This is a genomic window from Acidovorax sp. GW821-FHT11A03, from assembly GCF_058809075.1.
Genome location: NZ_JBXASG010000001.1, coordinates 353,063 through 377,834, shown reverse-complemented (window position 1 = coordinate 377,834; position 24,772 = coordinate 353,063). Strand labels below are relative to the sequence as shown.

Annotated in this window: 22 protein-coding genes; 14 read left to right on the top strand and 8 right to left on the bottom strand. The window is 68.7% G+C overall.

The window, feature by feature from the left end; translation table 11 throughout:
- Positions 1–20: 20 nt before the first annotated feature.
- The 8 genes from AC1RVY_RS01760 (at position 21) to AC1RVY_RS01725 (ending at position 9,357) form a co-directional block, all read left to right on the top strand.
- Complete coding sequence (locus AC1RVY_RS01760; protein ID WP_492805030.1) at positions 21–1,544, top strand: helicase HerA-like C-terminal domain-containing protein; 1,524 nt, start codon at positions 21–23, stop codon at positions 1,542–1,544.
- Positions 1,545–1,735: 191 nt separating this feature from the next.
- Entirely contained in the window at positions 1,736–2,542 is an 807-nt protein-coding gene (locus AC1RVY_RS01755; RefSeq protein WP_369642547.1) for a glycine-rich domain-containing protein, read from the top strand.
- A gap of 151 nt (positions 2,543–2,693) precedes the next feature.
- Positions 2,694–3,539 (top strand): enoyl-CoA hydratase-related protein, encoded by an 846-nt coding sequence (locus tag AC1RVY_RS01750; RefSeq protein WP_218338487.1) that lies wholly within the window; start codon positions 2,694–2,696, stop codon positions 3,537–3,539.
- Positions 3,540–3,702: 163 nt separating this feature from the next.
- The gene (locus AC1RVY_RS01745) at positions 3,703–4,695 is read left to right on the top strand and encodes a threo-3-hydroxy-L-aspartate ammonia-lyase (protein ID WP_218294860.1); all 993 of its coding nucleotides are present in this window, start codon (positions 3,703–3,705) and stop codon (positions 4,693–4,695) included.
- 177 nt (positions 4,696–4,872) lie between these two features.
- Positions 4,873–5,502 carry a uracil phosphoribosyltransferase gene (upp, locus tag AC1RVY_RS01740; protein ID WP_218294859.1) on the top strand — a complete coding sequence of 210 codons (630 nt, stop codon included), beginning with the start codon at positions 4,873–4,875 and terminating at the stop codon, positions 5,500–5,502.
- A gap of 206 nt (positions 5,503–5,708) precedes the next feature.
- Positions 5,709–6,719: a BMP family protein gene (locus AC1RVY_RS01735; RefSeq protein WP_218294858.1), complete on the top strand. Its 1,011-nt coding sequence runs from the start codon at positions 5,709–5,711 to the stop codon at positions 6,717–6,719.
- 98 nt (positions 6,720–6,817) lie between these two features.
- Positions 6,818–7,789 (top strand): 5'-methylthioadenosine/S-adenosylhomocysteine nucleosidase, encoded by a 972-nt coding sequence (locus AC1RVY_RS01730; RefSeq protein ID WP_255591512.1) that lies wholly within the window; start codon positions 6,818–6,820, stop codon positions 7,787–7,789.
- A complete protein-coding gene (locus tag AC1RVY_RS01725) occupies positions 7,786–9,357 on the top strand; it encodes an ABC transporter ATP-binding protein (protein WP_218341159.1) in 1,572 nt (523 codons plus the stop codon). The genes AC1RVY_RS01730 and AC1RVY_RS01725 overlap by 4 nt, the downstream gene beginning before the upstream one ends.
- 31 nt (positions 9,358–9,388) lie before the next feature.
- On the opposite strand, the gene AC1RVY_RS01720 is transcribed toward AC1RVY_RS01725, so the two are convergent.
- Positions 9,389–9,937 carry a hypothetical protein gene (locus AC1RVY_RS01720; protein WP_492805026.1) on the bottom strand — a complete coding sequence of 183 codons (549 nt, stop codon included), beginning with the start codon at positions 9,935–9,937 and terminating at the stop codon, positions 9,389–9,391.
- A gap of 101 nt (positions 9,938–10,038) precedes the next feature.
- Between AC1RVY_RS01720 and AC1RVY_RS01715 the strand changes: the two genes are divergently transcribed.
- The 4 genes from AC1RVY_RS01715 to AC1RVY_RS01700 are packed head-to-tail and all read left to right on the top strand — an operon-like array spanning position 10,039 to position 13,238.
- A complete protein-coding gene (locus AC1RVY_RS01715) occupies positions 10,039–11,100 on the top strand; it encodes an ABC transporter permease (RefSeq protein WP_492805024.1) in 1,062 nt (353 codons plus the stop codon).
- Positions 11,097–12,020 (top strand): ABC transporter permease, encoded by a 924-nt coding sequence (locus tag AC1RVY_RS01710; protein ID WP_492805022.1) that lies wholly within the window; start codon positions 11,097–11,099, stop codon positions 12,018–12,020. The genes AC1RVY_RS01715 and AC1RVY_RS01710 overlap by 4 nt, the downstream gene beginning before the upstream one ends.
- Positions 12,017–12,490, top strand: coding sequence for a hypothetical protein (locus AC1RVY_RS01705; RefSeq protein ID WP_218341155.1), 474 nt, complete (start codon positions 12,017–12,019; stop codon positions 12,488–12,490). The genes AC1RVY_RS01710 and AC1RVY_RS01705 overlap by 4 nt, the downstream gene beginning before the upstream one ends.
- A gap of 13 nt (positions 12,491–12,503) precedes the next feature.
- Complete coding sequence (locus AC1RVY_RS01700) at positions 12,504–13,238, top strand: AraC family transcriptional regulator (RefSeq protein ID WP_218341154.1); 735 nt, start codon at positions 12,504–12,506, stop codon at positions 13,236–13,238.
- A 64-nt stretch (positions 13,239–13,302) separates the two neighbouring features.
- On the opposite strand, the gene AC1RVY_RS01695 is transcribed toward AC1RVY_RS01700, so the two are convergent.
- Positions 13,303–13,695 carry a VOC family protein gene (locus tag AC1RVY_RS01695; protein WP_218294851.1) on the bottom strand — a complete coding sequence of 131 codons (393 nt, stop codon included), beginning with the start codon at positions 13,693–13,695 and terminating at the stop codon, positions 13,303–13,305.
- A gap of 119 nt (positions 13,696–13,814) precedes the next feature.
- Between AC1RVY_RS01695 and AC1RVY_RS01690 the strand changes: the two genes are divergently transcribed.
- On the top strand, positions 13,815–15,089 hold the full coding sequence (locus AC1RVY_RS01690; protein ID WP_492805019.1) for an amidohydrolase family protein: 1,275 nt from the start codon (positions 13,815–13,817) through the stop codon (positions 15,087–15,089).
- Positions 15,090–15,147: 58 nt separating this feature from the next.
- Here the strand turns inward: AC1RVY_RS01690 and AC1RVY_RS01685 are convergent, their stop codons facing one another.
- The 3 genes from AC1RVY_RS01685 to AC1RVY_RS01675 are packed head-to-tail and all read right to left on the bottom strand — an operon-like array spanning position 15,148 to position 20,118.
- On the bottom strand, positions 15,148–16,281 hold the full coding sequence (locus AC1RVY_RS01685; protein ID WP_218341152.1) for an ABC transporter permease: 1,134 nt from the start codon (positions 16,279–16,281) through the stop codon (positions 15,148–15,150).
- Position 16,282: 1 nt separating this feature from the next.
- Positions 16,283–19,054 carry a ribosome-associated ATPase/putative transporter RbbA gene (rbbA, locus tag AC1RVY_RS01680; protein WP_492805018.1) on the bottom strand — a complete coding sequence of 924 codons (2,772 nt, stop codon included), beginning with the start codon at positions 19,052–19,054 and terminating at the stop codon, positions 16,283–16,285.
- Positions 19,051–20,118 (bottom strand): HlyD family secretion protein, encoded by a 1,068-nt coding sequence (locus AC1RVY_RS01675; RefSeq protein WP_492805017.1) that lies wholly within the window; start codon positions 20,116–20,118, stop codon positions 19,051–19,053. Before AC1RVY_RS01675 ends, rbbA begins: the two co-directional genes overlap by 4 nt.
- Positions 20,119–20,275: 157 nt before the next feature.
- Here AC1RVY_RS01675 and AC1RVY_RS01670 point away from each other — a divergent pair, with 157 nt between their 5' ends.
- Positions 20,276–20,932: a hypothetical protein gene (locus AC1RVY_RS01670; RefSeq protein ID WP_492805016.1), complete on the top strand. Its 657-nt coding sequence runs from the start codon at positions 20,276–20,278 to the stop codon at positions 20,930–20,932.
- A 130-nt stretch (positions 20,933–21,062) separates the two neighbouring features.
- On the opposite strand, the gene AC1RVY_RS01665 is transcribed toward AC1RVY_RS01670, so the two are convergent.
- From AC1RVY_RS01665 to AC1RVY_RS01655, 3 genes are all read right to left on the bottom strand, one after another.
- Positions 21,063–21,707 (bottom strand): DUF1569 domain-containing protein, encoded by a 645-nt coding sequence (locus tag AC1RVY_RS01665; protein ID WP_492805014.1) that lies wholly within the window; start codon positions 21,705–21,707, stop codon positions 21,063–21,065.
- 176 nt (positions 21,708–21,883) lie between these two features.
- A complete protein-coding gene (locus AC1RVY_RS01660) occupies positions 21,884–23,152 on the bottom strand; it encodes a GGDEF domain-containing protein (protein WP_218294844.1) in 1,269 nt (422 codons plus the stop codon).
- 159 nt (positions 23,153–23,311) lie between these two features.
- The gene (locus AC1RVY_RS01655; RefSeq protein WP_492805012.1) at positions 23,312–24,607 is read right to left on the bottom strand and encodes a hypothetical protein; all 1,296 of its coding nucleotides are present in this window, start codon (positions 24,605–24,607) and stop codon (positions 23,312–23,314) included.
- Between the last annotated feature and the right edge of the window lie 165 nt (positions 24,608–24,772).

Here is a 24,772-nt window from a genome sequence, read left to right as displayed (position 1 = left end):
TACCCCCGAGGAAACCCCAAATGGCCGACCCCCTGCTGATTGCCAAGCACGACACCATCGAATGCCACCTGCTTCCCGGGCTGGCCAACCGCCACGGGCTCATCACCGGCGCCACCGGCACGGGCAAGACCGTGACCCTGCAGACTCTGGCCGAGAACTTCTCGCGCATCGGCGTGCCGGTGTTCATGGCCGATGTGAAGGGCGACCTGACCGGCGCCAGCCAGCCCGGCAAGATCGGCGACAAGCTGGCGGCAGTGCTCAAGGAGCGGGGCCTTCCCCTGCCCGCCCCCCTGGCCTGCCCCACCACGCTGTGGGACGTGTTCGGCGAACAGGGCCACCCGGTGCGCGCCACCGTGTCCGACATGGGCCCGCTGCTGCTGGGCCGCATGCTCAACCTCAATGAAACCCAGCTGGGCGTGCTCAACCTGGTGTTCAAGATCGCCGACGACAACGGCATGCTGCTGCTGGACCTCAAGGACCTGCGCGCCATGCTGCAGTACGTGGGCGACAACGCCAAGGAGTTCACCACCGAATATGGCAACGTGAGCGCCGCCAGCGTGGGCGCCATCCAGCGCGGGCTGCTGCAGATCGAGCAGCAGGGCGGCAGCGAGTTCTTCGGCGAGCCCATGCTCAACATCCAGGACTTCATGCAGACGGTGGACGGCCACGGCGTGGTCAACATCCTGGCGGCCGACAAGCTCATGAATTCGCCGCGGCTGTATGCCACCTTCCTCTTGTGGATGCTGTCGGAGCTGTTCGAGCAACTGCCCGAGATCGGCGACCCCGAGCAGCCCAAGCTGGTGTTCTTCTTCGACGAGGCCCACCTCCTGTTCAACGAGGCCCCCAAGGTGCTCATCGAGCGCATCGAACTCGTGGTACGCCTGGTGCGCTCCAAGGGCGTGGGCGTGTACTTCGTGACGCAAAACCCGCTGGACATCCCCGACAGCGTGCTCGCCCAGCTGGGCAACCGCGTGCAGCATGCGCTGCGCGCCTTCACGCCCCGCGACCAGAAGGCCGTGAAGGCCACGGCCACCACCATGCGGCAAAAGCCGGGCCTCGACATCGAGACCGCCATCACCGAACTGGCCGTGGGCGAGGCGCTGGTGAGCTTTCTCGATGCCAAGGGCCGCCCGAGCATCACCGAACGGGTGTTCGTGCTGCCGCCCGGCAGCCAGCTCGGTCCCATCACGCCGCAGCAGCGCCAGATGCTGGTGGCCAACTCGCTGGTCGCGGGCGTGTATGAAAAGGTGGTGGACCGCGAGTCGGCCTACGAAAAACTCAAGGGCCGCGCGGCCGAAGCCAGTGCCCAGGCGCCAGCCAATGGCAGCAAAGGCACGCCCGCCAACACGGAAGACAGCGGCGGCGGCCTGATGGGCGGGCTCAACGACGTGCTGTTTGGCACCACAGGCCCGCGCGGCGGCAAACGCGATGGCCTGGCCCAGACCATGGCCAAGTCGGCCGTGCGCACCATGGGCACCTCGCTGGGCAAGGAGATCCTGCGCGGAGTGCTGGGCAGCATCTTCGGCGGCAGCAAGCGCCGTTGACCACGGGCGGAGCGCAGATTCCCGCCCCTGCCCTGCGTCCCCGGCGCGGCACTGTCGCCGCAGCTGCAGCAGGGTGGTGATGGTGCGGCGGGCACACCAGCCGTGCCCCCCTGGCGACACCACCCGAAGTGTCATCAATCGGTCACAAAACCGCCGTGAAATCGCCACACAACAACAAAAAAGGAGGGACGATGAAACGCATCGACAACATGCTGCTGTGGTGGGCAAGCAAGGTCGTGCCGCTGGCGATTGCCGTGTGGGTGGTTGCCATCGCCGGGCTCCTGGGCGGCGCCTGGCGCCTGCGCTGGCCCTGGCTCCTGTATTTCCTTGCCACGGTCATCATCACGGCCCTGGCGATCCAGTGGACCCGCGCGGTGCGCCAGCGCACCATCCGCGAAGCCCCCCTGCCCCGCTTTCTGCAGCGCAAGCTGCGCGAAACCTACCCCCACCTGAGCACGCGCGACTGCGAGCTGGTGGAGCGGGGCCTGCGCCAGTTCTTCATGGCCTGCCTGCGCGGCAACAAGCAGTTCGTGGCCATGCCCTCCAGGGCGGTCGATGTGCTGTGGCATGAGTTCATCCTGCACACCCAGGCCTACAAGCACTGGTGCCACCATGCGCTGGGCTTCTTCCTGCACCACACGCCCGCCGAGGCGCTGGGCGCGAAGGCCCGGCACAACGACGGCCTGCGCCGCTGCTGGTACTGGGTGTGCAAGGAGGAATCCATCGACCCCAAGGCTCCCAGCCGCCTGCCCCTGCTGTTCGCGCTGGATGCCAAGTTCGCCATCCCGGGCGGCTTTGCCTACGTGCCTGACTGCTCCGACATCGCCCGCAAGAGCGATGCGGGCGGCAGCGGCGGCGACAGCTACTGCGGCACCAGCTTCTCGGACGGCGGCTACAGCGGCAGCTCGGGCGACTTCGGCGGCGCCGACAGCTCGGATGGAGGCGGGAGCGACGGCGCAGGGGATGGCGGCGGCTGCGGCGGCGGGGGCGGCGATTGACGGGCCATGCCACGGCCGTCTGCCACCCTCGTGCAAATGCTCCTTATTTGATAGCTATCGGCGCTTGATAGATAAGGGTTTGAAGCCAGAATCATCCAAAGTCACCCAGGCGACGACACTGCCGGGGCCAGCGGGTCTACAGTGGCACCCCATGAACAAGACCCTCACCTGCTTCAGCCTCGGCATCTCCCAGCATGTCGCCCACCTGGTGATGAACCGGCCCGAGGCCATGAACACCATGCACCCTACGTTCTGGCGCGAGCTGGACGAGGTGCTGGCCCACCTGCAACAGGCGGGCGAGGCGCGCGCGCTGGTCATCAGCAGCACGGGCAAGCATTTCAGCGCGGGCATGGCGCTGGAGACCTTCGGCGGCGCCATCACCATGGACGACCAGAGCCCCGAAGGCCGCGCCGCCATCTTCGACCTGCTCACCGACATGCAGGCCACCTTCACCCGCATCGAGAACCTGCGCATTCCCGTGATCATGGCCATCCACGGCGGCTGCATCGGCGGCGCGGTGGACATGGTGACGGCGGCCTGCGTGCGCTACGCCACGGCGGATGCGTTCTTCTGCATCCAGGAAATCAACATCGGCATGGTGGCCGACGTGGGCACGCTGCAGCGCCTGCCCAAGCTCATCCCACTGGGCGTGGTGAAAGAACTGGCCTACACCGGCCGCCGCCTGGACGCCGCCAGGGCCCTGGGCCACGGGCTGGTCAACGAGGTGTTCGATACGCAGGAGGCCATGCTGGCCGCCGCCCTGCAATGCGCCCAGGAGATCGCCGCCAAGCCCCCCGTCGCCATCTGGGGCACCAAGCAGGCCGTGAACTACGCGCGCGACCACAGCGTGGAAGACAGCCTGCGCCAGATGGGCTGGCTGCAGGGCGCCATCTGGAGCAACCAGCACGTGCGCGAGTCGGTCACGGCCATGAAGCAAAAGCGCGCGGGCGACTTCCCGGCCCTGGCGCCGCTGGTACGGTTCAGCGAACTGGGCTGAGAGCGCCGCGCCGCGAGACCGGCGCGAAAAGTCAAAATTGATAGCTGCCCGCGCTGACAGGACAACCGGCAGAGGCCTTTTCGGCGCGCGGCGATCGCGTCTGGGGCTATCATGTGGCGAACACGGGCAACCCCCTGCCCGCCCCTGCCCCGAGGACGCCGCCATGACATTGCCCAGTCTGACCCCGCCCACCTACGACGACGTGGCCGCCGCCGCGCACCGGCTCAAGGGCATCGCGCACCGCACGCCGGTGCTGCGCTCCACCACCGCCGACGAAATGCTGGGCGCCCAGCTCTTCTTCAAATGCGAGAACCTGCAGCGCACGGGCGCGTTCAAGTTCCGCGGCGCCTTCAACACGCTCGCCCAGTTCACCGACGAGCAGCGCGAACGCGGCGTGCTGGCTTTCTCGGCCGGCAACCATGCGCAGGCGATCGCGCTGTCGGCCCGCCTGCTGGACATGCCCGTCGCCATCGTCATGCCCGAAGACGCGCCCGCCTCCAAGATGGCGGCCACGCGCGCCTATGGAGCCCAGGTCGTCACCTACGACCGCTACACCGAGGACCGCGAGGCCATCAGCCGCCGCCTGGCGCTGGAGCGCGGCATGACGCTGGTGCCTCCGTTCGACCATCCCCACGTCATCGCGGGCCAGGGCACCGCGGCGCTGGAGCTTTTTGAAGAAGTGCCCGACCTCGACTACCTGTTCGTGTGCGTGGGCGGCGGGGGCCTGCTGGCAGGCAGCCTGCTGGCCGCGGGCGCCCTGGCACCGCGCTGCCGCGTGATCGGCGTGGAGCCCGAAAACGGCAACGACGGCCAGCAGTCGCTGCGGGCGGGGCAGATCGTGCGCATCCCGACGCCGCACACCATCGCCGATGGCGCGCAGACCCAGGCGCTGGGCGAGCTCACCTTTCCCATCATCCGCGAGCGGGTGGAAGACATCCTGAGCGTGAGCGACGCCCAGCTCATGCAGTCCCTGCGCTTCTTCGCGGAGCGCATGAAGATCGTGGTGGAGCCCACGGGCGCCCTTGCCTATGCGGGCGCGCACGCGTTCTCGGGTGTCGATGACGGCGGCAAGCTGCTGCAGGGCGAACGGGTGGGTGTCATCATCAGCGGCGGCAATGTGGACCTGGCGCGCTATGCGCGGTTCCTGTCGGATTAGACTCACCCATGCGCCGCGCCGCCGCCACCAGCCCCAGAGGGCGACGCCAGCGGCCCGCCACGGCCAGCCACACGGCAGCACGGCAGCCCGCAACCCTGACAGTGCCTGCCGCCAGCGCCTCTGTCAGGTAAAAATGCGGGCGCGCCTCTTTCCATCCCCCAAAACACAGGCCCAGCCATGAGCAACGTCACCGTCATCAACCACCCCCTCGTCCAGCACAAGCTCACGCTGATGCGCAAGAAGGACGCCAGCACCAACAGCTTTCGCCGCCTGCTGGGCGAGCTCAGCACGCTCATGGCGTACGAAGTCACGCGCGACATGCCCCTGCAGGACGTGCAGATCGAAACCCCGCTGGAGACCATGACCGGCCAGGTGATCGACGGCAAGAAGCTGGTACTGGTCTCCATCCTGCGCGCGGGCAACGGCTTCCTCGACGGCATGCTCAACGTGGTGCCCGGCGCCCGCGTGGGCCACATTGGCCTGTACCGCGACCCGGCCACGCTGCAGCCGGTGGAGTACTACTTCAAGATGCCGTCCGAAATGGACGAGCGCGACATCATCGTGGTGGACCCCATGCTGGCCACCGGCAACTCGGCCGCCGCCTGCGTGGACCGCCTGAAAAAGCTCAACCCCCGCTCCATCAAGTTCGTGTGCCTGCTGGCCGCCCCCGAAGGCGTGGCCACGCTGCAGAAGGCCCACCCCGACGTGCCGATCTTCACCGCCGCCATCGACCGCGAACTGAACGACCACGGCTACATCCTGCCGGGGCTGGGGGATGCGGGGGACCGGATCTTCGGCACCAAGTAGGCGCACGGCACGCCATCGCGAACCAGCCACCGCGGGGCCAGTCCCTCCGGTGGTTTTTTTGGCGCGTCATTTTTTTACCAACTGGTGGCTTTCCTCTGGCAGACTTGCCTCCGGCCTCGTGCCACCGGGCGGCTGCCCATTGGCGCGCTCCTTGCTTGGCTGCTGACACCCATTCCTCCTTGTTTGCCTGTCTGAAGGACCCCACCATGACCACTCGCCGCATCTTCACCGGACGCCTGCTCTGCACTTCCATGGCCCTTTCGGCCGCCATGGGCCTGGCGCCCTCTCTGGCCCACGCGCAGTCCAAGCTCAAGGTCGCGGCGATCTACACGGTGCCCTACGAGCAGCAGTGGGTGAGCCGCATCCACAAGGCACTGAAGGCCGCCGAAGCGCGCGGCGAGATCGAATACAAGGCCAGCGAGAACGTCTCCAACGCCGACTACGAGCGCGTGATGCGCGAGTACGCCACCGGCGGCAACCAGCTCATCGTGGGCGAGGCCTTCGCGGTGGAGACCGCCGCCCGCAAGGTGGCCAAGGACTTCCCCAAGACCTCGTTCCTGCTGGGCTCCTCGGGCAAGCCGCAGGCGCCCAATTTCAGCGTGTTCGACAACTACATCCAGGAGCCCGCCTACCTGTCCGGCATGGTCGCGGGCGGCATGACCAAGACGAACAAGATCGGCATGGTGGGCGGCTTCCCCATTCCCGAGGTCAACCGCCTGATGCACGCCTTCATGGCCGGCGCGAAGGAGACCAACCCCAAGGTCGAGTTCACCATCACCTTCATCAACAGCTGGTTCGACCCGCCCAAGGCCAAGGAAGCCACCTTCGCCATGATCGACAAGGGCGCCGACGTGCTCTATGCCGAGCGCTTTGGCGTGTCCGACGCGGCCAAGGAAAAGGGCAAGCTCGCCATCGGCAACGTGATCAACACGCAGGACAAGTACCCCGACACCGTGGTCGCCTCCGCGCTGTGGCACATGGAGCCCAGCATCGAACGCGCCCTCAAGCTGGTCAAGGACGGCAAGTTCACGGCCGAGGACTACGGCCCCTACTCGATGATGAAGCACAAGGGCTCTGAATTGGCGCCGCTGGGCACGTTCGAGAAGAAGGTGCCCGCCGACATCGTGGCCAAGGTCAAGGCCAAGGAGGCCGACATCCTGGCCGGCAAGTTCAGCGTGAAGGTGGACGACAGCCAGCCCAAGTCCACGGCCAGGTAGGCACCCCGGCGCGCGGGCACCGGCTGCGCTGGGCCTGCGCCGCCGTGCGCTGCGCTGTACGATTTTTCCTTTTCTTCTTTTTCCCGACAAGGAGCGCCATGCCCGCACCGCTTTCCCACCGCCCCGAGACAACCGCCCTGGCCGCGCGTTGCATGCGCCTGCTGGGCGCCCTGGCCCTGGCCACGCTGGTGGCGGGATGCGCCGCGGTCGCGCCGGGCCAGGCGGCACGGCTGGACAGCACGCCGCGCATCGCCGTCATCTCGGCCTTTGCACCCGAGCTGACGGTGCTGCTGCCCCAGGTGCAGCAGCCGGCCAGGCACAGCGTCAACGGCGTGGAATTCACCACCGGCACGCTCTCGGGCAAGCCCGTGGTGGTGTTCCTGTCGGGCATCAGCATGACCAACGCGGCCATGAACACGCAATTGGTGCTGGACCGCTTCAACGTGAGCCACATCGTCTTTTCCGGCATCGCCGGCGGCGTGAACCCCGGCCTGCACATTGGCGACGTGACCGTGCCCGCGCAGTGGGGACAGTACATGGAATGGCTGATGGCGCGTGAAGACCAGCCCGGCCAGTACAGCGCCCCCGCGTGGATGAAAAGCGAACTGACGATGCCCGCCTTCGGCATGATGCACCCGCGCCCGGTCGAGGTGAGGTCGGCGGCCAAGCCCGGCATCACCAGACAGTTCTGGTTTGAGGCGGACCCCCAAATGCTGGCCACCGCGCGCGGCCTGCAGGACGTGGGTCTGGCGCATTGCCTGGCCAGCACCTGCCTGAAACAGCGCCCGCAGCTCGTGGTGGGCGGCAACGGCGTGTCGGGCCAGGCCTTCGTGGACAACAAGGCTTTCCGCGAATACGCGTTCAAGACCTTCGAGGCCAATGTGCTCGACATGGAGACCGCCGCCACCGCCATGGTGGCCCACAGCAACGGCGTGCCCTACATCGCCTTTCGCTCGCTGAGCGATCTGGCCGGTGGTGGCGAAGGCGAGAATGAAATGGGCACCTTCATGGGCCTGGCGGCGGCCAACTCCGCCAAGGTGCTGCAGGCCTTTCTCTCGAACTGGAAATGACGGACCCCTCCGGCCCCGTCCTGCGCCTGCAGGGCATCACCAAACGCTTCGGCAAGCTGGTGGCCAACGACGGCATCAGCCTTGCGCTGCAGCGCGGCGAGGTGCTGGCACTGCTGGGGGAGAACGGGGCGGGCAAGTCCACGCTGATGTCCATCCTGTTCGGCCACTACGTGGCCGACGCGGGCCACATCGAGGTCTTCGGCCAGCCGCTGCCGCCCGGCCAGCCACGCGCGGCGCTGGCGGCGGGCATCGGCATGGTGCACCAGCATTTCACCCTGGCCGACAACCTCACGGTGCTGGACAACGTGCTGCTGGGCACCGAACCCTTGTGGCAGCCCTTCTCACGGCGCGCGGGTGCGCGCGAGCGCCTGCTGGCGGTGTCCCGCCAGTTCGGCCTGCCCGTGCGGCCCGAGGCGCTGGTGGGTGGCCTCTCGGTCGGCGAGCGCCAGCGCGTGGAGATCCTCAAGGCGCTGTACCGGGGCGCGCGCATCCTCATCCTGGACGAACCCACCGCCGTGCTCACGCCGCAGGAAAGCGAAGCGCTGTTCGACACGCTCGCGCAGATGGTGGCGCAGGGCCTGTCCATCATCTTCATCAGCCACAAGCTGGCCGAGGTGCTGCGCGTATCGCACCGCGTGGCCGTGCTGCGCCAGGGCAAGCTCGTGGCCGAGGCGCCCGCGCAGGGCACCACGCAGGGCCAGCTTGCCCAATGGATGGTGGGCCATGCCATCGAGGCCAGCGAACGCCGCCCCGCCCGGAGCGTGGGTGCGCCGGTGTGCACGCTGGCCGATGTGTCCACCGCCCCCACCGGGCGCGACCGACTGCAGGGCGTATCGCTCACCCTGAACGCCGGCGAGATCGTCGCCATCGCCGGTGTCTCGGGCAATGGCCAGGTGGCGCTGGCCGATGTGCTGTGCGGCGTGCGCGCCGCCACCGCAGGCCAGGTGACGCTGCTCGGCACGCCGCTGCAGGCCCGCCCGGCTTGGGTGGTGGACCAGGGCGTGGCCCGCATCCCCGAGGACCGCCATGCCGTGGGCGTGGTGGGCGACCTGCCGGTGTGGGAGAACGCCGTGTCCGAACGCCTGCGCAGCCACTGGTTCGCCCACCCCTGGTTCCGGGCCTTCTGGGTCAAGCGCGGCGCCGCGCGCCAGCATGCCCAGCGCGTGGCCGAGACCTTCGACGTGCGCGGCGGCGGGCCCGACACCCCTGCCCGCGCGCTCTCGGGCGGCAACATGCAAAAGCTCATCCTGGGCCGCGCCCTGCTGCCGCCCTACGACGCCAGCCAGAGCGCCCCTGCGCCGCGCCTCATCGTGGCCCACCAGCCCACCTGGGGGCTCGATATCGGCGCCGTCACCTTCGTGCAGCAGCAGCTCATCAACGCGCGCGACGGCGGTGCCGCCGTGCTGCTGATCTCGGACGATCTCGACGAGGTGCTGGCCCTGGGCGACCGCGTGGCGGTGATGCACGAGGGGCACCTGAGCGCAGCGCGGCCCGCAGAGGGCTGGACGCGCGAGGCCATCGGCCTGGCGATGGCGGGCGCCGCCAGCAGCGCGGAGGAAACCCCGTGACTGCGCAGGCGCCGATTCAGCGCCCGGGCCCTTACCCGCCGCCCATGCCAGCCAGTGTCCTGAAGACAAGCCAGGTGAACACCAGGGCCGGCAGGTACAGCGCGGAGGCGATGGACAGCTCCCACCACGACAGGGCGCGCCGCCACCACACGCCGAGCATCACGGGCGCACACCCCATCACCATCAGGATGATGGATGGAAAGAACCACACCCCCGCCAACAGGAACAGGGGCGCCCACAGCAGCACGCGGCTGATCTTGAAGGCCATGGGCCGGCCGCTGCGCCAGGTATGCAGCAGCAGGCCGAGAAAGCCTGCCACCAGGGCCGACACCACGCCGATGGTGATGCGCCTGTGCCGCACCCGACCTTCTTCCTGCAGCCTGCGTGTGTGGTCCAGCCATTCGTTGATGTCGGCGGTGTATTCCGCTTCGTTCTTCAGCGGCAGGTCCGGCGGGGCGACCGGCGCAGCCGTTGCCGGGCCATCGCCGGTCAATGCCTGTGCCATGGCACCTGCGCAGCCCAGCGCCAGCGCGCCGCACAGCAACAGGCGCCCAAGCCATCCCCACACCAGGTTTTGCATGATCTCTCTCTCCCGTTATTGGCGGCCTGCGTGGTGCAAGCCGAACCTCTCCGCCGCGGATGGTAATCCGATGCCCTCCATTCCCCACGAAGCGCCGACCCATGCGGCTTGAGAAACGCAACCACATCTCCCCCGCCGCCTACGTGGCGGCGCCGGTAGGCGCCGTGGTCTTCACCCTCGTCATCAGCGGCCTGCTGGTGCTGTGGGCCGGCGCGCCCGTGGGCCAGACCTATGCACTGCTCGTCAAGGGCGCCTTCGGCTCGGTCTTCGCGCTGACCGAAACCCTCACGCGCGCCACGCCGCTGATCCTGACCGGGCTGGCCGCGGCCGTGGCCTTTCGCGCACGGCTGTTCAACATCGGTGCCGAGGGGCAGTTGTATGCCGGCGCGCTGGCCGCCGTGGCCGTGGGCGGCCTGCATGGCGGCACGGGGCTGGAATGGTCGCCCTGGCTGCTGTTCCCGGCGATGATGCTGGCGGCGGCCCTGGCCGGCGCCCTGCTGCTGCTGGGCCCGGCGCTCATGAAGTCGCGCCTGGGGGTGGACGAGGTGGTGACCACGCTGCTGCTCAACTTCATCACCCTGCTGCTGGTCTCGGCCCTGCTCGACGGTCCCATGAAAGACCCGCTGTCCATGGGCTGGCCGCAGAGCGTGGCGCTGCAGGGAGACCTGGAGCTGTCCAGGCTGGTGCCGCAGACGCGCCTGCACACGGGACTGCTGTGGGCCATCGGCCTGGCACTGATCCTCTGGGCCATCCTGCGGCGCACGGTGCCGGGCTTCGACATCCGCGCGGCCGGTGCCAATGCGCGGGCCGCCGCGTTTGCCGGCGTGCCCATCACCCGCACCGTGGTGCTGGTGGCCCTGCTCTCGGGCGGGCTGGCGGGGCTGGCCGGTGCCATCGAGGTGGCGGGCCGCACCGGCTACGTCACGCTCGACATGTCGCCGGGCTATGGCTACAGCGGCATCGTGATCGCCATGCTGGCCGGGCTGCACCCGCTGGGCGTGATCGCGGCGGGCACCTTCGTGGCCGGCGTGCTGGTGGGTGCCGACAGCATGAGCCGCGCGGTGGGCGTGCCCACCTACATCGCCGACGTGATCGTGGCCACCTCGCTCATCGCGGTGCTCGTCGCCACCCTGCTCACGCAGTACCGGGTGAGGTGGAAATGACCGAACTCCTCGACATCATGGCCAATCCGGCCTTCTGGATCGCCACCTTGCGCGTGGCCACGCCGCTCATCCTGGGCACGCTCGGGGTGCTGCTGTGCGAGCGCGCCGGCGTGCTCCACCTGGGCATCGAGGGCATCATGGTGGCGGGCGCCTTCACGGGCTGGCTCACGGTGTACGCCGGGCACGGCCTGTGGACCGGGGTGCTGGTGGCGGCGCTCACGGGGGGCGTGTTCGGGCTGCTGCATGCCTGGCTCACGGTGGGGCTGGCGCTGTCGCAGCATGTCTCGGGCCTGGGCATCACGCTGCTGGCCACGGCGCTCAGCTACTACGGCTACCGCGTGAGCTTTCCGAAGGTGAACACGCCGCCCACCATCGAGCCCTTCGCCGCCATGGATTGGCTGGGCGTGCCCATTCTCTCAGCGCAGACGCCACTCACGCTGCTGGCGCTGGCCCTGGTGCCGATACTGGCCTGGGTGCTCATGCGCACGCCGCTGGGCCTGGCCGTGCGCATGGTGGGCGAGAACCCGCAGGCCGCCGAGGGCCAGGGCATCCCGGTGGCGGCCACGCGCACGGGGGCCATCGTGGCGGGCTCGGCGTTGATGGGTGTGGCGGGGGCCTTCCTCACGCTGTCGGCGTTCAACGCTTTCTTCTTCAACATGGTGAACGGGCGCGGCTGGATCTGCGTCGCGCTGGTGGTGTTCGCGTCGTGGCGCCCCGGCAAGGCACTGCTGGGCGCGCTGCTGTTCGCTTTTTTCGATGCGCTGCAGCTTCGGCTGCAGCAGGCGGGCGGCGCGTGGCTTCCGTACCAGGTGTATCTGATGCTGCCCTACCTGCTCTCCATACTGGCCCTGGTGCTGGTGGCGCGCAAGGCAGCGTACCCGCAGGCGCTGATGAAGCCCTACCGCAAGGGCGAGCGGTGAGGCGCGCGCCCAGCCCCATCGCGCCTTGGCTGGCGGCCGCGCTGCTGGCCTGTGCGGGGCATGCCCACGCGCTGGGGCAAGACATGCCGTATGAATCCTTCACCGCCGCGCCCGATGTGGACTGGGTCAAGGTTTGCGGTCAGTGGCCCGCCCCGGTGCATCCGGGTGAAGGCGGCGGCACGTACCGCATCGTGCACGCCACGCGCTACGCGCAGTCTTTCCTCTACCTGCAGTGGATCGCGCGGGACCGCACCGACAGCGCCGCCGCGGTTCACACCGAGGGTTTTGCGCAGATCAACAACGACCATGCCGCCATCACCCTGAGCCAGATGAACTGCCTGCCCACGCGCCGGGGCATTCGCTTCACAGCGCGGGCGCAGTCTGGCCATGACGACAGTGTGTTCCGTATCACCATCGACGCAGGACACAACCCGGGCGAGGTGCGCTTTCGCACCACACAAAAGCGCTGACGGCGGGCCTGCCATGCCAGACGTGCCGCCTTCTCTCAGCACCAGCCCCTGGCTGCCACTGACCGTGCTGGCGCGCTGGCAGTTCGACACCACCGATGCCAGTGCCACCACGGTGCTGCCCGATGGCTGCAGCGACCTCATCCTGCATGTGGACGCTTGCGGGCACTCCGCCTGGCATATCTCACCACTGGCCGACGCTGCCATGGAGGTGCCCGGACGCGCTGGCGAGCAGTGGCTGGGCTACCGCCTGTGTCCCGGCACCACCATCGATGCAGCAGCATTGCTGCAGTCCGCACGGGCCATCTGGCACCAGCACAGGCGCCGCGCTGGGCCACGCTCCTGCGGCCTGGGCCACGACACCACGGCGCTGGAAGCCTTGCTGCTGGAGGCCATCGACCACCACACCGATAGGGACCCACGCGTCCAAGAGGCGCTACACGCGCTGGCGCATGCAGCCACGGTGGGCGCGGCAGCACACGGCCTAGGGGTGTCCGAACGCACGTTGGAGCGCCTGACCCAACGCTCCACCGGCCAATCGCCCCGCTTCTGGCGCGCGCTGGCCCGCGTGCGCCGTGCAGCGCAGGCGCTCGGCACGGCCAAACCGCTGGCGGAGATTGCAGCCGACAACGGCTACGCCGACCAAGCCCACTTCAACCGCGACTGTCTGCGCTGGCTCGGGCAGACGCCTGCAGCGCTGCGCCGCACACCACAACTGCTGGCCACGGTGGCGCAGGCGGGCTATGGCTGAATTTCATGTGAAACCCACGCCCCGGGGCCGGCACCACCGTCTACGCCTGCGCCACCACGACCGTTCAAACGGCTGGCGGCCCCATGGGCGTGCACAGCTCCACCAGCGCGCCGTTGATGTCCGCGACATAGGCCACCGTCTGGCCCCAGGGCATCTGCCCGGGCGCCTGCACCAGCCGGGCACCGGCATCCACCGCGCGCTGCACGGCAGCAGCCACGTCGGTGGTGGTGAACGCGATCTCGAAACTGGGCGCCTCTGCCGACGCGCGCTGCGGGTTCTTGCCCAGCTCGGCCATCAGCCGCAGCGACGAGAAGGCCAGCGCGGTGGCGCCCGTGTCCAGCTCCCCGAAGTCGCCGGCCTCGTGCACGAAGCGGCGGGTGAAGCCGAAGGCGGCCTCATAAAAAGCGATGGTCCTGGGAACATCTTCGACGTAGAGAATGGTGTAGCCAAATTGCATGAAGACTGCCTTTGCAAAAATGCGCTGAAATAGATGCGCCCTGTGAGACACCCAGCTTAGGCACAAAGCCCGCCACGGTCTTGAAAAAACCCGACACCCCGACACCAGACGCCCCCACCATGCTCGACCTGCTCATCACCCACGCCACCCTGCCCGACGGCCGCCAGAACATGTCGATTGCCGTGCAGGACGGCCGCATCGCCGAGGTGACCGAGGGCCTGCAAGCCCCCGCGCACGAAACAGTGGATGCGGGCGGCCTGCTCGTCAGCCCGCCGTTCGTGGACGCGCATTTCCACATGGATTCGACCCTGAGCTACGGCCAGCCGCGCGTGAACGAGAGCGGCACGCTGCTCGAAGGCATTGCACTGTGGGGCGAACTCAAGCCGACCCTCACGCACGATGCCATCGTGGAGCGCGCCCTGCGGTATTGCGACATGGCCGTGGCGCGCGGGCTGCTGGCCGTTCGCAGCCATGTCGACACCAGCCACGCCAGCCTGCTGCCCGTGCAGGCCCTGCTGGAGGTGAAGCAGCGCGTGGCGCCGTACCTGGATTTGCAGCTGGTGGCCTTCCCCCAAGACGGCGTGCTGCGCGCGCGCGGCGGGCTCGACAACCTCAAACGTGCGCTGGACCTGGGCGTGGACGTGGTGGGCGGCATTCCGCATTTCGAGCGCACCATGGCCCAGGGCGCCGAGAGCGTGAAGGTCCTCTGCGAACTGGCGGCAAGCCAGGGCAAGCGCGTGGACATGCACTGCGACGAATCCGACGATCCGCTGTCACGCCACGTCGAAACCCTGGCCTTTGAGACCCAGCGCCTGGGCCTGCAGGGCCGCGTGACGGGTTCGCACCTCACCTCCATGCACAGCATGGACAACTACTACGTGAGCAAGCTCATCCCGCTGATGGCCGAGGCCGACCTGGGCGTGGTGGCCAACCCGCTCATCAACATCACGCTGCAGGGCCGCCACGACACCTACCCCAAGCGCCGGGGCATGACCCGTGTGCCCGAGCTGATGGCCGCGGGCCTGACCGTGGCGTTTGGCCACGACTGCGTGCTGGACCCCTGGTACAGCGGCGGCAGCGCCGACATGCTGGAAGCCGCGCACATGGGCCTGCACGTGGGGCAGATGACCAGCCAGGCCGCGATGCGGCAGTGTTTTGATGCAGTGACGGTGAATCCCGCCAAGCTGCTGGGGCTGGAGGGCTACGGCATCGAGCCGGGCGCATATGCCGACTTCGTGCTGCTGCACGCACGCAATCCCGTGGAAGCAATCCGCCTGCGCGCAGCGCGCCTGGGCGTGTGGCGGCGCGGCAAGCTACTGGCCAGCAGCCCGCCCCCCGTGGCCCAACTGCACCTGCCGGGGCGGCCCGACAACGTGAATTTCACATCAAATTAGCCTCTCGCGCTTATGTATCAAGCGCAGGCAGCTACACATTCAATAGCATTGCAAGCATCTACGCCATGCGCGCAATCGTCTTGCGAAACCGCGCCAGCGCCAGGCTGAACAGCACGGCCCCAATCCCCAGCAGCCACACCAGCGACGGCCACACCACCGCCCAGCCCGCGCCCCGGTAGAGGATGGCCTGGGCCAGTTCGGTGAAGTGCGTGGTGGGCGCCAGCGCCATGCCGTACTGCACCCACAGCGGCATGCTCTCGCGCGGGGTGACACCGCCCGACAGCATCTGCAGCGGCATCATCACCAGCACCATCAGCAAGCCAAACTGCGGCATGCTGCGCGCCACCGTGGCCATGAAGATGCCCATGGACGTGGTGGCAAACAGGTGCAGCGTGGCCCCCAGCAGGAACAGCGGCACCGAACCCTCGATGGGCACGCCAATCGCCCAGCGGATCACCGCCGTGAGCGAAATCCACGTGGCGACCAGCACCACCAGCGCCATGGCCCAGACCTTGGCCAGCATGATCTCGCCCGGGGTGACGGGCATCACCAGCAAATGCTCCACCGTTCCATGCTCGCGCTCGCGGATCAGCGCGGCGCCTGTGAGGATGATGGAGAGCATGGTCACGATGTTGATCAGCTCCATCAACGAGCCAAACCACGCGGGGTTCAGCGCCGGGTTGAAGCGCGAGCGCACCGTGAGCTCGATGGGCTGCTCGGCCACGGTGCGGTCGCGCTGCACGAACTCGGCCACCTCCAGCTGCACGATCTGCTGCACCGCCCCATTGGCCGCGAACGCCTGCCCCATGCGCGTGGCGTCGATGTTGAGCTGCACCTGCGGCACCCGGCCTGCCAGCACGTCGCGCTGGAAGTGGGCGGGGATGTGCAGCACCAGCGTGAAGCGGCCGGCGTCCAGGCCCGGGTCCACCTCGCGCATGGTGATCATGGCGGGGCGCGTGAACTGGGGGGCGTAGAACGCGGTGGCGATGCGCTGGGACAAGGCCGAGTCGTCCTCGTCCACGATGGCAATGGGCACGTGGTGCAGCGTCTCGGGCTGCGCCATGCCCGCAGAGTACACCGCGAGTGTGGTGGTGTAGACGATGAGGAACAGCATGGCCGGGTCGCGCCACAGGCTCCAAAGCTCCTTGATGCCTAACCGAAAGATGTTGGACCACCGTCCACGCAGCGCCATGTCAGGTCTCCTGCTTCTTCAGCAAGGCAATGGCGGCACCGACGATGACCGGCACCGCCACCAGCATGGGCCAGAACTCGGCCTGCAGGTCCTGCAATCCCAGCGCCTTGTTGAACACGCCCCGGCTGATGGTGAACATGTGGCTGGCCGGGTAGACCTCGCCCACCCAGCGCGCAAACCCCGTCATGGACGACACCGGGTTGATGAGCCCCGCAAACTGCACGGCGGGAATGATGGTGCCCACCATGGCGAAGAACATCGCCGCGATCTGGCTGCGCGTGACGGTGGAGGCCAAGAGGCCCATGCCCGTGGAGCACAGGCTGAACACCACGGCGGCCAGCGTCAACGTGGCAAAACTTCCCGTCATCGGCACGCCAAACACCGTCACCGCCGCCAGGCACATCAAGCCAAAGTTGAACAGCGCCAGCAGCACATAGGGCAGCTGCTTGCCCAGCATGAATTCGGTGCGCGTGGTGGGCGTGACATACAGGTTGATGATGGAGCCCAGTTCCTTCTCGCGCACCACGGCCAGGGCCGTGAGCATGGCGGGCAGCATGAGCAACAGCAGCGGGATCACGGCAGGCACCATGGACGGCAGGCTGCGCACGTCGGGGTTGTAGCGGTAGCGCGGCTCCACCTCCAGCAGGCCCCGGGGCACCACGCCCGTGCGGCTGCGGCTTTGCTCCACCAGCCATTGCTGGTGCAGACCCTGGGCGTAGCCGATGACGGTTTCGGCGCGCTGGGGCATGGCCCCGTCCACCCAGGCACCGATCTGCACCGGCTGGCCGCGTGCCACGTCGCGCGCAAAGCCGGGCGGGATCTCCAGCGCCAGCGATATCTCGGCGGAGCGCATGCGCGCGTCCAGCTCGGCGTAGGTGGCAATCGACGGCTGCTCGGTGAAGTAGCGCGAGCCCGCCAGGTTCAGGGTGTAGGCGCGGCTCAGCGCGGTCTGGTCGCGGTCCAGCACGGCAAAGCGCAGGTTCTCCACGTCCATGCTGATGCCGTAGCCCATCACGAACATCAGGATCAGCGAGCCCAGCAGCGCCATGGCGCCCCGCACGGGGTCGCGGCGCAGCTCCAGAGATTCGCGCCACTGGGTGCTGTGGATGCGGGCCAGGCTCTGGCGCAGGCGGGTGCGCCAGGTGGGAGCGTTGGGGATGGGCGCCGGGGGTGGCGCGGGGCGCTCGGAAGCGTCCACGGTGGCCTGGACCAGTGCATTGCCTGCAGCATCTTCCAGGTAGCCGATGAAGGCTTCTTCCAGCGTGGCGACGCCGCGCTTTGCCACGATGTCCTGCGGCGCGGCGCTCTCCAGCACACGCCCCGCGTGCATCAGCGAGATGCGGTCGCAGCGCTCGGCCTCGTTCATGAAGTGGGTGGAGATGAAGATGGTGACCTTGTCGCGCCGCGCCAGCTCCACCATCAGGCGCCAGAAGTTGTCGCGCGCCATGGGGTCCACGCCCGAGGTAGGCTCGTCCAGGATCAGCAGCTCGGGCTGGTGCACCATGGCCACGGCCAGCGACAGGCGCTGGCGCATGCCCAGGGGCAGCTTCATGGGCAGCGAGCCGCGCGCGGCCTGCAGGTCAAAGCGCTCGAGCATGGCCGTCACGCGCGCGGGTACCTCGGCCTCGGGCACGTGGAACAGCCGGGCATGCAGCACCAGGTTCTGCTCCACCGACAGCTCGCTGTACAGCGAAAACGCCTGCGACATGTAGCCCACCCGCCGCCGCGTGGCCATGTCCTTGGGGTCCACCGGCTGGCCAAACAGCCAGGCCTGCCCGTCGCTGGCGGGCAGCAGGCCGGTGAGCATCTTCATGGTGGTGGACTTGCCGCAGCCGTTGCTGCCCAGAAAGCCAAAGATCTCGCCCCGCTGGATGCGAAAGCTCACATGGTCCACCGCCACAAAGTCGCCAAAGCGCATGGTGAGGTCGCGCGCCTCGATGGCGACGTTGGCAGCGTCGTCTGCCTGCGACCGGTCCAGCGGCGGAATCTGCACCGCCCGGTGGCCCCGGCGCTTGGCCTCGGGCAGCAGGGCCACAAAGGCCTGCTCCAGCGCATCGTGCCCGGTGCGGGCCATCAGCTCGGCGGGTGTGCCGGTGGCCAGGATGCGCCCTTCGTCCATGGCCACCAGCCATTCAAAACGCTGCGCCTCTTCCATGTAGGCCGTGGCCACGATCACGCTCATGCCCGGCCGCGCGGCGCGGATGCGGCCGATCAAATCCCAGAACTGCGCGCGCGCCAGCGGGTCCACGCCGGTGGTGGGCTCGTCCAGGATGAGCAGGTCGGGGTCGTGGATGAGCGCGCAGCACAGGGCCAGCTTCTGCTTCATGCCGCCCGAGAGCTTGCCCGCTGGCCGCGCCAGGAATGGATACAGCCCCGTGCTGCGCGTGAGCTGGTCAATGCGGCGGCGCCGCTCGGCCGCGTCGTGCCCGAACAGGCGGCCAAAAAACTGCAGGTTTTCTTCCACCGACAGCGTGGGGTACAGGTTCTTGCCCAAGCCCTGGGGCATGTAGGCGATGCGGGGGCACACCCGGCTGCGGTGGCGGCTTTGGGCCATGTCGCCGCCCAGCACCTCCACGCTGCCCTGCTGCACCGCACGGGCACCCGCCACCAGCGCCAGCAGGCTGGACTTGCCCACGCCATCCGGCCCGATCAGGCCCACCATGCGGCCGGCGGCCACCTCCAGGTCGATGCCCTCCAGCGCCACCGTGCGCCCGTAGCGCTGGCCCACGCCGCGCAGGCGGGCCACGGGTGCAGCGCCGGCCGCTGGGTTCACTGGCCAGCCTTGACGGCGAGTTCTGCGGGCCACTCCACCGCAGGGTCCACCCGCAGCCAGGCCACGCCGGGCAGTCCGGTCTTGACCTGTTCCTGGTGGCGCAGCAGCAGCGCCTTGTCGATCTGGGCGCGCACGCGGAACATGAGCTTCTGGCGCTCGCTCGCGGTTTCCACCGTCTTGGGCGTGAACTGCGCTGTGCTGGCCACGAACGACACGGTGGCCGGGATCACGAAGCCCGGCGCGGCATCGAGCACGATGCGCACCTCGCTGCCCAGCGCCACGCGGCCCGCCACGGTTTCGGGCAAAAAGAAGGTCATGTACACGTCGCTCAGGTCCACCAGCTGCAGCACGCGCGCACCCGCACCCACCACCTCGCCGGGCTGCACCACGCGGAACTGGACGCGGCCATCGCGCGGCGCCTTGAGCTCGCTGTCGGCCAGCTCCACATCGATGCGGGCCAGCGTGGCCTGCAGCGCGCGCACATTGGCCTCGGCGCTGGTCACCTGCGTGCGCGACGCACCGATGCCCGCCTGCGCGGCCTTCGCCTGGGCTTTTGCAGCGGTCACAGCGGCTTGCTGGCTGCGCACCTTGGCGCGGTCGTCGTCGAGCAACTGGCTGGAGAAAAAGCCCTCGCGCGCCAGTTGCTCGGAGCGCGGCAGGCGGCGGCGGGCGGCGTCGAGGTCGCTCTCGCGCTGGGCCACCACGGCCAGCGCGGCCTGGTAGTCGCTATCACGCTGGGCCACCTGCACCTGGGCACTGCTGATGGCCAGCTGCGCCTGCTGCAGCCGGGCCACCGCCTCTTCACGCTGGGCCTGCAGGCTGTCGATCTGCATGCGGGCCAGGGGTTGCCCGGCTTTCACGAAATCGCCCTCGGCCACCAGCACATCGAGCACCTTGCCCGCGAGTTTGGTGGCCACGGCGATCTCGGTGGCCTCGATGCGGCCGTTGCCGCTCACGAAGCCGGGGCCTGGCCCTTTGGCCTGCCAGGGCGCCCAGCGCAGCAGCAGCCCTCCCCCCAGCAGCACCACGGCCAAAGCCGCAGCGATCTTCCATTGCTTGCTCATGGTCCATCCTTGTGGGCACTTGGGCCCGTCGGGGGATGGTAGCTTTGCACCCCGCGTTACCCCAAGCCGCAGCACGCCCTCCCTTGACCTGCATCAATCGCCACCCGAACATCCGGCCTGCACCTGCCGCGCGTGGCGGCCCCTTGAACCGACACCCATGACTGCCCTCACCACCCCGCCCCTTTCAGACACCCTGGCCTGGCTGCTGGGCCGCCCTGTCAGCCCCGAAGACGGGCTGCCGGAAGATGAACTGGCCGCCGCAAGCCATCGCCTGGGTGGCCCAGTGCCCCCTGCCCTGCACGCTTATTACGCCGCCGTGGGCAGGCGTGCCGATTTGATGGCCGGTTTTCAGCGGTTTGCGCCGCCGCAAGACTGGGAGTGCCTGGGCGACAAGCTGCTGTTTCTGGAAGAGAACCAGGGCGTGTGCTGGTGGGCCACCGATGCCCGGCAGCGGGTGTGGCAGACCACCGACCTGGATTCCCCGGACTGGTTCGAGGAAGCCGTGGGCCTGGAGGCGTTTTTGCACACCGTCGCCTACTACCAGATGGCACAAGGCGGCTATCCGTTCTGCGGCATGCGCACGTGCGGGGCGTTCTCAACGCCCGGCGAGTTGGCGTCGCTGCTGGACGCCCTGCGGGCGCGGCCCGTCGTGGACATGGCGGGGCTGCGCATCTTCACCGTGGGCCCGCAGGCGCTGGTGTGGTACCTGCACTCCGAGGGGGAGCTTGCGGAACCCGGTGTGTTCCTGAGCGTGCTGGACGCCCTGCGCTTCGACGCCCTCTGCGCCCAATGGGATTTTGACGATCTGGGCTGAGAGAGAATGGGCACATTCGGGTGAAATATGCCTCTGGCGCTTGCTGGACAAGCGCCAAAAGCTATAACTTCAATAGCATCCAGCCGGCATCCGCATGGCATGGAACTGCACAGGGCCGCGCAGCCCGCGCTCAGCCCCCTGCGTCAAACGCCGACAGATGATTGGCCAGGTGCATGGCGTGCGCCTGCTCGTACTGCGCCTTGTCCAGCGCCCCGTAGGCGAAGTGCGGGTGCAGCGGCCCCGCGTGCACGGAGAAGTCCTGCACGGCTTGGCGCAGCCGGGCCAGGGCCGCCGACGCCCCGGGCGTGGACGCATCCAGCGCGGGCGCGCCCGGGATGGGCTCCGCCAGGTCGTGGCTCATGCGGCCGCGCAGGGCAAACACGTTGAAAGCAGCCGCACCCAGGGTGTTCTGGAACAGCGCCGACCTGGGCGCCGGGAAGCTCCGCAGCGAGAACTCGATGCTCTGTGCGCAGTGCTCCAGCGTCTGCGACCAGTTCCAGGCCGTGGCGGGCGCCAGCGGCTGGACCGCAGCGCCCGCAAGGCGCTCGACCTCTTGCATGGCGCGCGCCAGGGTGCCAAAGACGAGTTGCCGGTCGTTGCCCCGGTACAGCAGGTAGCCGGCCCCGGCGGCCGCCGCCACACCCAGGGCGGCCAGCCCCGTGCCGGATGCCAGGAACGCCCTGCGCTGCGCTGCGGGCGCCGACGGCGATGCACCGGGCGCGGTGCCGGGGCCCGCGCCGCCGAGCGGGTTGCTGCCGTGGGGATTCAATGCCATGGGGGATGGTGGTGGTCTGGGAATGGACGGGACGAGGCAAGGCCACCATTGTGCGGCGGCGCGCTGCGCGGCGGCACGCCCGAAGGTCGGGCAGCCGACACAGGCAGCGTTTCAGGCCCATCAGGCAAGCGGCAGGGCCCGGCGGCGCGACCGCACGCGCGCCTGGTGGAAGCTGGCTACAGCACCGCCGCGCTGCGCGCCGTGCCGGGCCGCTCCGCGGGGCGCGGCCACTTCAACGGCACGGGATCGTCCGGCAGCGCCACGACCTCCACCCGGTTGCGCCCGCGCGCCTTGGCAAGGTACATCGCCTCGTCCGCCCGCTGCAGCACCGCCTCGGCCGAATCCCCGCTGGTGGACAGCGTGATGCCGATGCTCACGGTCAGGGCCACGCGCCGCCGTTCGGCATCCATGGGCTCGGACTCGACCAGCGCCCGCAGGCGTTCGGCCACGCCGGCGGCACCAGGGCCGTCCGCGTTGGGCAGGAAGATGGCGAACTCCTCCCCACCCAGGCGGCCCATCACATCCTCCCGGCGCAGGCAGCGGTGGGCCAGGTCCACGAAGTGGCGCAGCGCGTCGTCCCCGCACTGGTGGCCGCCGGTGTCGTTGATCTTCTTGAAGTGGTCGAGGTCCATCACCAGCACGGGCAGCGCGGCCCGGGTGCGCTGGGCATTGCTCAGGCCCTTGTCCAGCAGCGTGATGAAGGCGCGGCGGTTGAACACGCTGGTGAGCGGGTCGATCTCGGCGAGGTGGCGCAGCTCGCTCGTCACGAATTCATTGGTCAGCATCAGCACGCCAAACGCGATCATCACGAGGGCCACCGTGGCCTCCAGCACCACGAACTGCGACAGCTGCGTCAGCAGGCCGGCATCCGAAGGGGCGGCCAGCCGGAAGATCACGGGGCGCACCAGCACGCACACCCCATGGAAGGCCATGACGCCCGCGAGCAGGTAACGCGCCGGCACACGGCGAAAGCCACCCTGCGCCAGCGTGCGCGCCGTGAGCAGGAAGCACACGCCCGCGAACCAGCCCGCCAGGGCGAACCGCGCGCCGGGATGGGGCTGCGCCACCGTGAAATACACCGACAGCGCCACCAGCGACACGATGGCGGCCGCGGCATACCGGTGGGCGATGGGCGGGCGCCCCATGTAGGCGCGGCTGCCCAGCCAGCACAGGTAGGCCGCCAGCGCATTGGCCCCCTGCGCCAGCACCACGGCCGGCACTTCGGGCATCCGCTCGCGCGCCAGCAGCGTGGCGCAGAACACCGACGCGCCCAGGAATGACAGCGTCCACAGCCGCAGGCCCGGGATGTTCTTGTTGAAATGCCACACGGCATACAGCACTGCGGTAACCAGCGCCGACAGGATGGCCGCGAGAATGACGAGTGTGGGGCTGTGCACGGAGACGGAACGGGGCAGCGGCGTAAGGGAGCCCCGCGGGGCGGGCATGAAGGGATTGCGGCAGGACAAGAAACGCGCTGAATGTTAACCGAGCCGTTGCGAAATGCAGGAACTATCGCGCGGGGCCACGCGGCGGCGCCACGGGCGCGGGCCGCCGGTGCCAGCGCCCATGCCCCAGGCCGCGGCCGGCCACCTCTTCCTTGGTGCTCAGTCGCCCACCACGTTGCACTCCCGGCGCAGCAGTGCCAGGGCGTCGTGCATCTGGTAGTCCATGTCGCTGAGCAGGGTCTTTTCCGCGTCCTGCACGAAGCCGGTCCACAGGGCGATGTAGTCCTGCTGGTGCACGCCGGGCGCATGGGCGCGGATGAAGTCGGCCGCCAGCGCGGGCTGCAGGCCCGATTTGCGGATCTTTCGGACGAGGCTCGCGGCGGTCTTCTCGGTCAGCAGCGTCTTCTTGGGGGCCCCGGCCGCCAGGCACAGGAACAGCGTGAGCAGCGAATGTTCGTCATCGTTGCCCTGCACCGTTCTCGTCCAGATCTTGCTCGCGGGAAGCGGGGGTTCCTCACCCTCCTCCAGCGCATCCAGGCTGCGGTGGAAGTTGTCCACCTCGGCCAAGGGGTCGTCCAGCAGAAAGTAGCGCGCGCGGAAAGCGCCGGTGGGGCGCAGCAGCGTGCGCACCGGTGTGGCCGCGTCGAGCAGCTTGGGCAGGTCGGCCAGCACGCTGGCGCAATGCGCCTGCACCACCTCGCGCAGTTCGGCAGGCAAGCCGGCAGGCAGGCGCAGCTGCACGGGCGGCGCGAGCTTCTTCTTGCGCTGTGCTATCAGCACTTTTTCGAACGACACGGTGTTGGGCCACTCGCCGAGGTCCATGGCCTTGGGCGCCAGGGCCACCATGAGCAAGCCAGCGCGGATGACGGCTTCCGCGTCGGCGCCCGCGGCTTCCAGCTCGTCGGGATCCAGGTCGAACTGCCCGGCCAGCCACTGGGCGGCCTGGATGGCCTGCGCAATCTGCGTGCGGCGCGCCAGCTCGGCCCGGTAGTCGGCGTGGCTGCGCAGCGACCACACGGCCAGCAGCGGGGTTTCGGCATCGGCATAGCCGGCCATGCCGAAATTGCTGCTCTCGGGCATGGCGATCAGGCGCTTGAGCATATCCGAGCCCCCTTTGGAGCGCGACAGGAACGAATGGTCGCGCAGCGAGACGGCGGCCTCGTGCAGGTCGCCCCCGGTGGTGTCCAGCAGGTACAGGCTGATGAGGTTGACCATGCGGTCGCGCGCCTTCTCCAGCTCGGGCCGCAAGAATTCGCTGCCGAAGTAGCGCGCGATCTGCACCATGCCCTTGGGCGCATCGGCATTGATGGCCGCGAGCTTGTCGGCGCCAATCACGCCGTGCTGGACACCATGCGCCAGCGCCTTTTCAAAGAACGGGCGGGCGTCGTGGAGCTGCAGCGCGTTGGCGGCTGCAATCTCGTCAGTCGTTGAAGAAGGCGTGTTGGGCACAGTCATATCAGTATCTATCGCGCTTCGCAGTGCTCATGGGCCATGAAACTGGCACGCTCCAGGCCAGAACCGCCGCGCAAGGGCCGCCCCGCCGCGCTGGCGGTGTCCCCCTTCCCGAATGGCGCAGCCATTCGAGAGAAGGGGGAAGGCGCGAAGCGCCACAGGGGGTTG

Coding starts and splice junctions, on each gene's coding strand:
- AC1RVY_RS01760 (WP_492805030.1), top strand. CDS start 21: ATGGCCGACCCCCTGCTGATTGCCAAGCACGACACCATCGAATGCCAC.
- AC1RVY_RS01755 (WP_369642547.1), top strand. CDS start 1,736: ATGAAACGCATCGACAACATGCTGCTGTGGTGGGCAAGCAAGGTCGTG.
- AC1RVY_RS01750 (WP_218338487.1), top strand. CDS start 2,694: ATGAACAAGACCCTCACCTGCTTCAGCCTCGGCATCTCCCAGCATGTC.
- AC1RVY_RS01745 (WP_218294860.1), top strand. CDS start 3,703: ATGACATTGCCCAGTCTGACCCCGCCCACCTACGACGACGTGGCCGCC.
- upp (WP_218294859.1), top strand. CDS start 4,873: ATGAGCAACGTCACCGTCATCAACCACCCCCTCGTCCAGCACAAGCTC.
- AC1RVY_RS01735 (WP_218294858.1), top strand. CDS start 5,709: ATGACCACTCGCCGCATCTTCACCGGACGCCTGCTCTGCACTTCCATG.
- AC1RVY_RS01730 (WP_255591512.1), top strand. CDS start 6,818: ATGCCCGCACCGCTTTCCCACCGCCCCGAGACAACCGCCCTGGCCGCG.
- AC1RVY_RS01725 (WP_218341159.1), top strand. CDS start 7,786: ATGACGGACCCCTCCGGCCCCGTCCTGCGCCTGCAGGGCATCACCAAA.
- AC1RVY_RS01720 (WP_492805026.1), bottom strand. CDS start 9,937: ATGCAAAACCTGGTGTGGGGATGGCTTGGGCGCCTGTTGCTGTGCGGC.
- AC1RVY_RS01715 (WP_492805024.1), top strand. CDS start 10,039: ATGCGGCTTGAGAAACGCAACCACATCTCCCCCGCCGCCTACGTGGCG.
- AC1RVY_RS01710 (WP_492805022.1), top strand. CDS start 11,097: ATGACCGAACTCCTCGACATCATGGCCAATCCGGCCTTCTGGATCGCC.
- AC1RVY_RS01700 (WP_218341154.1), top strand. CDS start 12,504: ATGCCAGACGTGCCGCCTTCTCTCAGCACCAGCCCCTGGCTGCCACTG.
- AC1RVY_RS01695 (WP_218294851.1), bottom strand. CDS start 13,695: ATGCAATTTGGCTACACCATTCTCTACGTCGAAGATGTTCCCAGGACC.
- AC1RVY_RS01690 (WP_492805019.1), top strand. CDS start 13,815: ATGCTCGACCTGCTCATCACCCACGCCACCCTGCCCGACGGCCGCCAG.
- AC1RVY_RS01685 (WP_218341152.1), bottom strand. CDS start 16,281: ATGGCGCTGCGTGGACGGTGGTCCAACATCTTTCGGTTAGGCATCAAG.
- AC1RVY_RS01675 (WP_492805017.1), bottom strand. CDS start 20,118: ATGAGCAAGCAATGGAAGATCGCTGCGGCTTTGGCCGTGGTGCTGCTG.
- AC1RVY_RS01670 (WP_492805016.1), top strand. CDS start 20,276: ATGACTGCCCTCACCACCCCGCCCCTTTCAGACACCCTGGCCTGGCTG.
- AC1RVY_RS01665 (WP_492805014.1), bottom strand. CDS start 21,707: ATGGCATTGAATCCCCACGGCAGCAACCCGCTCGGCGGCGCGGGCCCC.
- AC1RVY_RS01660 (WP_218294844.1), bottom strand. CDS start 23,152: ATGCCCGCCCCGCGGGGCTCCCTTACGCCGCTGCCCCGTTCCGTCTCC.
- AC1RVY_RS01655 (WP_492805012.1), bottom strand. CDS start 24,607: ATGACTGTGCCCAACACGCCTTCTTCAACGACTGACGAGATTGCAGCC.